The 1,895-nt window shown below is 57.5% G+C and carries 1 protein-coding gene; it reads left to right on the top strand.

Going from position 1 to position 1,895, the window contains the following annotated elements; all coding sequences use genetic code 11:
* Positions 1-2: 2 nt before the first annotated feature.
* Positions 3-1,895, top strand: a 1,893-nt coding sequence (locus QZ377_RS11775) for an HD domain-containing phosphohydrolase (RefSeq protein ID WP_291441328.1), incomplete at its 3' end; no start/stop codon positions are given.

Below are 1,895 nucleotides of genomic sequence, written 5' to 3'. Positions count from 1 at the left end.
TTATGAAAATTCAAGAGATGGATGCCCAAAGTGTCGTCAGCAAGTACCAGCTGAAAAAAGCGGTGGTTGCTGCGGTAAGTTTGGCGCTTTTTTTGGTGGCGTCCGCTGTGGCGTATGTGCTGTGCACACTCCAGCTCAGAAATGTCACGCAGGATGTGTTAAACAACCAGAGAGAGATAGAGCAGGTCTGGCTGGAAAAATCTCTTGAAGCTGTCCATACATGGCGCAACGGTCTTGTGGAGCAGGCGCGTTTTGTCAGCTCCGCGGAAATGTTTCGCCTGTATGCGGTGGATGTGCGCAATCTTGGGCCTGATGGCGCTGCCCGGCTTGCCGCGCCTGATGCGCAGGCGAGCGGCGATGAAGCCCTGCGCTCGCTGGCCGAGCAGTTGCCGTATATGCAGGACCTGTTGCGGGACTTTGCAAACAGCAGGCAGTGGACCGCAGCCCGCATCGTTTTGCCTGGCGGCCAGCCGCTGGTCGTACAGGAACATGACGCTGCCCTTGGAGAAGCCCAGACAGACATGGTACGCAGGGCCATTACCGGAAAATCAATTGTTTTTGGCCCGGTGCGCGCCTTGGGGCAAAACCTTGTCATGGATCTTGCCGATCCGCTGTACGAGGTGCTTGGACAGGGCAGCACCGTGCCTGTGGCGGCTTTGCTGGCTACCATCCCCGTGGACAGAGCGCTGGCTTCCTTTTTGTCGTTGAGCCAGGAGCAGTATCGGGAAATCCGGCCGTGCATTGTGCAGCAAGATGCTGAAAGCATGCAGGTGATAAGCCTGCGCGGGGGCAAGGCGGACCTTGCCCCACACCCTGTTGACCTGCAGGAAGGCAGCCTTGTTTTTAAACGCAGACAGGGCATTGCGGAGCAGGGCGAGGTGTACTCTCTGGGCAGCTATGTAAGCGCCTTCAACTGGTGGATGGTGCTGGAAGTGCCTGCGAGCGTGGTTGACGCTGTTCTGGAGAGTCAGAGCAGGCAGATATACGGCCTGGGGGTTCTCGGCAGCCTGGGTACAGCCCTGCTGGTGGCGCTGGTATGGGCCGGCATTGCAGGGCGTTCATACCGGGCCACAGCCAGACATTTTCAGCGGCTTTATGCGCTCATCAAGCAGCAAAAACTCCTGCTCGACAGTGTGAACGCTTCTCTTCAGGCGGGCCTTATGCTTGCTGACAGCCGTGGGCGGCTGCAAATGTGCAACCCGGCTTTCAGCGCCATGATCGGCAAAAGCGAAGTAGAGCTTGTGGGCAGCAATCTTTGCACCGTACTGCCCGGCTCTGCCGCAGAAACGCTGCTGGCGGGCATGCAAAAAATAGCAGAAGAAAAAGTTGAAGGAAGCCTTGAGCTTTCACTGGGGCAGGATCAGGAAGCCCGTCTTTACCGGGTAACGCTCTTTCCCTTTGAGGACAGCCTGCAGGGCGAAAGCTCAGAACCAGGCGGTTGCGTCGGCATTTTTCAGGATATTACAGAATTCCGGCGTCGGGCAGAGGCCGCCCGCGAGCGCCAGGCCAGCAGCATTGCGGCCCTTGTGCGCGCCATTGAGAGTGTGGATGTCAACCTCATCGGGCACTCACAAAAGATGGAACAGGTTGTGGAACTGCTGGCCGGGAGTCTGGAACTTCCTGACAAGGATAAAGAAACCTTGCGGCTTGCAGCGCGACTTTCTCAGGTAGGCAAAATATTTGTGCCGCACCACCTGCTGGTCAAAACAGGCAAACTTACTCCGGAAGAGCAAAAAGAAGTCATGCGCGCTCCCGAATATGCGTACCGCGCCTTGTGTGACTTGCAGTTTGGCTTGCCCGTTCCGGACGCTGTGTACCAGATGGGCGAAAGGCTCGACGGCACCGGTCAGCCCCGCAAGCTCAGCGGCAATGATATTACGCCCAACGCGCGTATT

Origin of the sequence: Desulfovibrio sp., from assembly GCF_019424165.1 — a bacterium.
Lineage (GTDB): Bacteria > Desulfobacterota > Desulfovibrionia > Desulfovibrionales > Desulfovibrionaceae > Desulfovibrio.
Note: the sequence above shows the minus strand (reverse complement) of the source record. Positions and strands in the feature narration are given on the sequence as shown.